This window comes from Pseudomonas viciae, assembly GCF_004786035.1.
In the GTDB taxonomy this organism is placed as follows: domain Bacteria; phylum Pseudomonadota; class Gammaproteobacteria; order Pseudomonadales; family Pseudomonadaceae; genus Aquipseudomonas; species Aquipseudomonas viciae.
The window spans coordinates 771,501-777,500 of the sequence record NZ_CP035088.1 but is presented as its reverse complement, the minus strand read 5'-3'; the positions used below and the strand labels follow the sequence as shown (position 1 = coordinate 777,500).

Genomic DNA, 6,000 nt, shown 5'->3' with positions numbered 1-6,000 from the left:
AAGATCTTTCGTCTCAACCGAGGCGCGCATTCTACAGCGCCCCGTGTATCTGTCAAGCGGTTATTTTAAGAAGTTTTCAAAGTTTCCTTTGCAACTTCAACCACTTGCGCTTCCGATCTCTCGTTAGCGGGAGGCGAATTCTACAGCGTTACTCACTGCTGTCAACACCTCTTTTTCTCCGCTTTCGACCGAGACGATCGAACCGCTGACAAGGCCACACAACACCGCCTTATCAACTCCTTCCTGACCTCGATGAACTGAAGCCCGACACCTTCAAAACAATGGTAACTCATTGAAACTCAAGGAGTTTTTCGTTTCGACTGCGCCGGAAGTGGGGCGAATTATAGACGTCCAGAATTTGCCGTCAACACCTATTTTCATAATTCTGTCACATCAGTCAAAAAGCCCCGCAAAAGCAGAGGCCGGCGCCCCAGGGCGCCGGCCTCTTCTAGTACCCGTTACAAGCTGGGGAAAGCGAACTGTGATGCTTCATGGCTTGCACGCTGCGGCCAGCGCTGAGTAATGGCCTTGCGACGGGTATAGAAACGAACCCCATCCGGGCCGTAGGCGTGCAGGTCGCCGAACAGCGAACGCTTCCAGCCGCCAAAGCTGTGATAGGCAACTGGCACCGGCAATGGAACGTTGACCCCCACCATGCCGACCTCGATCTCATCGCAGAACAACCGCGCCGCCTCGCCATCACGGGTAAAGATGCAAGTACCGTTGCCATACTCGTGATCGTTGATCAGTTGCATCGCCTCTTCCAGGCTGTTGACCCGGACGATGCACAGCACCGGCCCGAAGATCTCTTCCTTATAGATACGCATCTCGGGTGTGACGCGATCGAACAGGCAGCCACCCAGGAAGAAACCTTCTTCATGGCCGGCCACGCTCAAGCCACGACCATCGACCACCAGCGCAGCACCCGCCGCCACGCCGTCTTCTATATAGCCACTGACCTTGTCGCGATGCTGCCCCGTCACGAGTGGCCCCATGTCCAACCCGCAAGATGTGCCTGCGCCGATCTTCAGCGACTGAATCTGCGGCACCAACTTGGCTACCAGCGCATCCGCCACTTGGTCGCCCACACACACCGCCACCGAAATCGCCATGCAACGCTCACCGCATGAACCGTACGCCGCGCCCATCAGTGCGCTGACGGCGTTGTCCAGATCGGCATCCGGCATCAATACCGCATGATTCTTTGCCCCACCCAGCGCCTGGACGCGTTTACCGCGTCGAGTGCCCTCGGCGTAGATGTATTCAGCAATCGGCGTCGAACCGACAAAACTCAGCGCCTTCACTTCCGGCGCTTCGATCAGTGCATCCACGGCGGCCTTGTCGCCATGCACGACGCTCAGCACGCCCTTGGGCAAACCGGCCTCCAACAGCAACTGGGCAATCAGCAACGTCGAGCTCGGGTCGCGCTCGGACGGCTTGAGGATGAAGCAGTTCCCGCACACGATCGCCAGCGGATACATCCACAGCGGCACCATCGCCGGGAAGTTGAACGGTGTAATGCCCGCCACCACTCCCAGAGGCTGAAAATCTGACCAGGCGTCGATGTTCGGTCCTACGTTACGGCTGTACTCGCCCTTCAGAATCTCCGGCGCCGCGCAGGCGAACTCGACGTTCTCGATGCCGCGCTTGAGCTCACCGGCCGCGTCTTCCAATGTCTTGCCGTGTTCTTCGCTGATCAACTGGGCAATGCGCGACTCGTTCTGCTCCAGCAACTGCTTGAAACGAAACATCACCTGCGCACGCTTGGCCGCCGGGGTGTTGCGCCAAGCCGGGAAAGCCGCCTTGGCAGCGTCGATGGCCTGCTGGATGGTCGCGCGATCAGCCAATGGCACCTTGTGAATCGCCTGGCCAGTGGACGGGTTGAACACGTCAGCCGTACGAGCGCTGTCGCTCAACAGTTCGCCATTGATCAAATGCGGAATGAGGCTCATGGGGACTCCAGAATTTATCCACGGGCGCCCGTCGTCGGACGCCCGTTATTGAAAGCTATAGAGAGGACTGCATCAGTCGAGTTTGTTCAGCACTTCGCCCACTGCGTCAAACAGACGATCCAGGTCCTGCGGCTTGCTGTTGAACGTTGGCCCGAACTGCAGGGTGTCGCCGCCGAAACGTACGTAGAACCCAGCTTTCCACAACGCCATGCCGGCCTCGAACGGGCGCACGATCGCATCGCCATCGCGCGGCGCGATCTGGATCGCCCCGGCCAAGCCATAGTTGCGAATATCGATAACGTTCTTCGAGCCCTTCAAACCGTGCAAGGCATTCTCGAAATGCGGCGCGACCTCGGCCACGCTCTGCACCAGGTTTTCCTTTTGCAACAGGTCCAATGCCGCCAAGCCTGCCGCACAGGCCACCGGGTGCGCCGAGTAGGTGTAGCCATGGGGGAATTCCACCGCGTACTCGGGGGTCGGCTGATTCATGAAGGTCTGATAGATCTCCGAGCTGGCAATCACCGCGCCCATGGGGATCGCGCCATTGGTGACTTGCTTGGCGATGCACATCAGGTCCGGGGTCACGCCAAAACTATCGGCACCGAACATCGAACCGGTGCGACCGAAACCGGTGATCACTTCATCGAACACCAGCAGGATACTGTGCTGGTCGCAGATTTCCCGCAGGCGCTTGAGGTACCCCTCAGGCGGCACCAGCACGCCCGCCGACCCGGCCATTGGCTCGACGAATACTGCAGCGATGTTGGAGGCATCGTGCAGTTCGATCAGCTTCAACAGCTCATCGGCCAAGGCGATGCCACCCTCCTTCGGCATGCCCCGGGAATACGCATTGCTCGCCAGCAAGGTATGAGGCAAATGGTCGACATCCATCATCGCCTGGCCGAACAGCTTGCGATTACCGTTGACGCCACCAAGGCTGGTCCCAGCAATGTTCACGCCGTGATAGCCACGGGCACGGCCGATCATCTTGGTCTTGGTCGCCTGGCCCTTGAGACGCCAGTAAGCGCGGACCATTTTCACCGCGGTATCGGCGCACTCGGAACCGGAGTCGGTAAAGAACACATGATTGAGATTGCCCGGGGTCAGGCTGGTGATTTTTTCCGCCAGTTGGAACGACAGCGGATGGCCGTATTGGAAACCCGGCGAGTAATCGAGAGTGCCCAACTGCTTGGCGACCGCTTCCTGGATTTCCTTGCGCGTGTGCCCGGCACCGCAGGTCCACAGGCCCGACAGCGAGTCGTAGACCTTACGTCCCTTGTCATCCTGCAGCCAACTGCCTTCGGCGGCGACGATCAAACGCGGGTCGCGCTGGAAATTGCGGTTGGCGGTGTAAGGCATCCAGTGGGCATCAAGCTTGAGCTGACTGGCCAGGGAACCGGCAGCGTGTTCGGGCATGTTCATCGACAAAACCTCGCAGGACATAAGCGTCAGGGGATCGAAAGACGTTCTTGCAGCTAAGTTGACACGACGATAAAGTCGGTGAAATCCAACTTTTCTAACCTTCAGTCAGTGGATCACTAAACTATGAGCGTTCGCCGTCCCGATCCACTGGCCCAGGTCAGCGACTTCGATATCCGCTTGCTGCGCATTTTCCGCAGCGTGGTGGAGTGCGGCGGATTCTCCGCAGCCGAAACGGTGCTTGGCATCGGACGCTCCGCCATCAGCCAGCAGATGAGCGATCTCGAACAACGCCTCGGCCTGCGCCTGTGCCAACGCGGGCGCGCCGGGTTCTCGTTGACCGAGGAAGGTCGCGAGGTTTATCAATCGGCGTTGCAATTGTTGAGTGCGCTGGAAAGCTTTCGCACCGAGGTCAACGGCCTGCACCAGCATTTGCGCGGCGAGTTGATCATCGGCCTGACCGACAATCTGGTCACCCTGCCCCACATGCGCATCACCCACGCCTTGGCTCAGTTGAAGGAACGTGGGCCCGACGTGCAGATCCAGATTCGCATGATCGCGCCCAACGAAGTCGAGCAAGGCGTGCTCGATGGACGCTTGCATGTCGGCGTGGTGCCGCAGGCCAGTGCGCTGTCCGGACTGGAATATCAACCGTTGTACAGCGAACGGTCGTTGCTCTATTGCGCGGTCGGGCATCCGCTGTTTTATGTGGATGACCAGCAACTCGACGACGCGCGTCTCAATAGCCAGGACGCTATCGCGCCGACCTTCCGCCTGCCGGCCGAGATCCAGGCCCATTACCAGGCGCTCAATTGCACCGCCAGTGCATCGGACCGCGAAGGCATGGCGTTCCTGATTCTCACCGGGCGCTACATCGGTTACTTGCCGGATCACTACGCCAGCCTCTGGGTCCAGCAAGGACGGTTGCGTGCGCTAAAACCCACCGTGCGTTTCTACGACCTGAGCCTGGCGTCGGTTACGCGCAAGGGCCGACGGCCTCACCTGGTGCTGGAAAGTTTTCTCGAGAGCCTCGCGGCAACCCGCTAATACCTTTGCTCTTTGTGGGAGCGGGCTTGCTCGCGAAGGCGCTGTATCAGTCGGCATCAATGTTGAATGACCGTCCGCTTTCGCGAGCAAGCCCGCTCCCACAAGTGTTCAGTCAGGCTTTATATAGCAGAGGCACTTGTCGGATCGCTGCCGGTGCGCTATCAACGCAGTTGCTTGCCCCACAGACCCAGCCCGGAAACGTCCATGACCTTTGAAGTCCCTGCCCACGGTGGCAAGCCCACCAGTCGCATTCGTCAAAAGAACGAAGAGACCATCCTCAAGGCCGCCGAAGATGAATTCGCCCGTCACGGATTCAAAGGCACCAGCATGAACGCTATCGCCCTGAAAGCCGGGCTGCCCAAGGCGAACCTGCATTACTACTTCACCAACAAACTCGGGTTGTACGTGGCGGTGCTGAGCAACATCATCGAATTGTGGGACAGCACCTTCAATACCCTCACGGCTGAAGATGATCCGGCCGAAGCCTTGACCCGCTACATCCGCGCCAAGATGGAATTCTCCCGGCGCCAACCCCAGGCGTCGCGGCTGTTTGCCATGGAAGTGATCAGCGGAGGCGAATGCCTGACCGAATATTTCAACCAGGATTATCGCGCCTGGTTCAACGGCCGTGCTGCCGTGTTTCAAGCCTGGATCGATGCCGGTAAGATGGACCCGGTCGACCCGGTGAACCTCATCTTCCTGTTATGGGGCAGCACCCAGCATTACGCCGACTTCGCTACGCAGATCTGCCGCGTGACCGGTCGCAGCAAGTTGACCAAGCAAGACATGATCGATGCCGGCGACAACCTGATCCGCATCATTCTCAAGGGCTGCGGCCTGACACCAGCTTTCTAAGATCCCCATGCCTTTTACCCTTGCCGGTTTTTGCGAATACCGCGAAGAAATTCGCAAAAGCCGCTTCATCACCGTTGCAGCCCACATCACCAGCCCCGCCGATGCCCAGGCCTTTATCGAACAGCACAGCGACCTGAACGCCACGCACAATTGCTGGGCCTGGAAACTCGGTGATCAATATCGCAGCAACGACGATGGCGAACCGGGCGGTACCGCCGGACGGCCGATCCTGGCGGCCATTGAAGCCCAGGCGTGCGACCAGGTCGTGGTGCTGGTGATCCGCTGGTATGGCGGAATCCAGTTGGGCACGGGCGGATTGGCTCGCGCCTATGGCGGCGGCGCGAACAAGTGCCTGCAAAACGCTGACAAGATTGAATTGATCAGCCGGGTGGCGCTTCGCTGCACCTGCGGGTTCGCGGAACTGCCTCTGGTGAAACTGCGGGTTGCCGAATGTGGCGGGCTGGTGAATGAAGAAAGCTTTACGGCCAATGGCGTGGACATGCAGCTGGCCGTGGGTGAGGCGCAGATCGAGACATTACAAAAACAACTGGCCGACCTGAGCCGCGGGCGAATTCTGCTCGAGCGTTGAAACCGAAGGTCTGCCACCTTTCGGGGCGCGCGCAAAACTTGCAATTTGCCCACACCCACTGTGCACCCGGCTGTGGATAACCTGAGCACATCCGGCTGTAACCCTTCTGTCATGCGGGTTTGAGCGGGTTGCTCATTT

5 protein-coding genes are annotated in these 6,000 nt (G+C 59.1%); 3 read left to right on the top strand and 2 right to left on the bottom strand.

The window, feature by feature from the left end:
- Nucleotides 1-458 precede the first annotated feature (458 nt).
- Both EPZ47_RS03450 and aptA read right to left on the bottom strand, forming a co-directional pair.
- Nucleotides 459-1,952, bottom strand: coding sequence for a CoA-acylating methylmalonate-semialdehyde dehydrogenase (locus tag EPZ47_RS03450; protein ID WP_135843545.1), 1,494 nt, complete (start codon nt 1,950-1,952; stop codon nt 459-461).
- 72 nt (nt 1,953-2,024) lie between these two features.
- Nucleotides 2,025-3,374 carry an omega-aminotransferase AptA gene (gene aptA, locus EPZ47_RS03445; protein ID WP_135843544.1) on the bottom strand — a complete coding sequence of 450 codons (1,350 nt, stop codon included), beginning with the start codon at nt 3,372-3,374 and terminating at the stop codon, nt 2,025-2,027.
- A gap of 123 nt (nt 3,375-3,497) precedes the next feature.
- Here aptA and EPZ47_RS03440 point away from each other — a divergent pair, with 123 nt between their 5' ends.
- From EPZ47_RS03440 to EPZ47_RS03425, 3 genes are all read left to right on the top strand, one after another.
- A complete protein-coding gene (locus EPZ47_RS03440) occupies nt 3,498-4,418 on the top strand; it encodes a LysR family transcriptional regulator (RefSeq protein WP_135843543.1) in 921 nt (306 codons plus the stop codon).
- A 204-nt stretch (nt 4,419-4,622) separates the two neighbouring features.
- Nucleotides 4,623-5,273: a TetR/AcrR family transcriptional regulator gene (locus tag EPZ47_RS03430; protein ID WP_135843541.1), complete on the top strand. Its 651-nt coding sequence runs from the start codon at nt 4,623-4,625 to the stop codon at nt 5,271-5,273.
- A 7-nt stretch (nt 5,274-5,280) separates the two neighbouring features.
- On the top strand, nt 5,281-5,862 hold the full coding sequence (locus EPZ47_RS03425) for an IMPACT family protein (protein ID WP_135843540.1): 582 nt from the start codon (nt 5,281-5,283) through the stop codon (nt 5,860-5,862).
- Nucleotides 5,863-6,000 lie beyond the last annotated feature (138 nt).

Coding starts and splice junctions, on each gene's coding strand:
- EPZ47_RS03450 (WP_135843545.1), bottom strand. CDS start 1,952: ATGAGCCTCATTCCGCATTTGATCAATGGCGAACTGTTGAGCGACAGC.
- aptA (WP_135843544.1), bottom strand. CDS start 3,374: ATGAACATGCCCGAACACGCTGCCGGTTCCCTGGCCAGTCAGCTCAAG.
- EPZ47_RS03440 (WP_135843543.1), top strand. CDS start 3,498: ATGAGCGTTCGCCGTCCCGATCCACTGGCCCAGGTCAGCGACTTCGAT.
- EPZ47_RS03430 (WP_135843541.1), top strand. CDS start 4,623: ATGACCTTTGAAGTCCCTGCCCACGGTGGCAAGCCCACCAGTCGCATT.
- EPZ47_RS03425 (WP_135843540.1), top strand. CDS start 5,281: ATGCCTTTTACCCTTGCCGGTTTTTGCGAATACCGCGAAGAAATTCGC.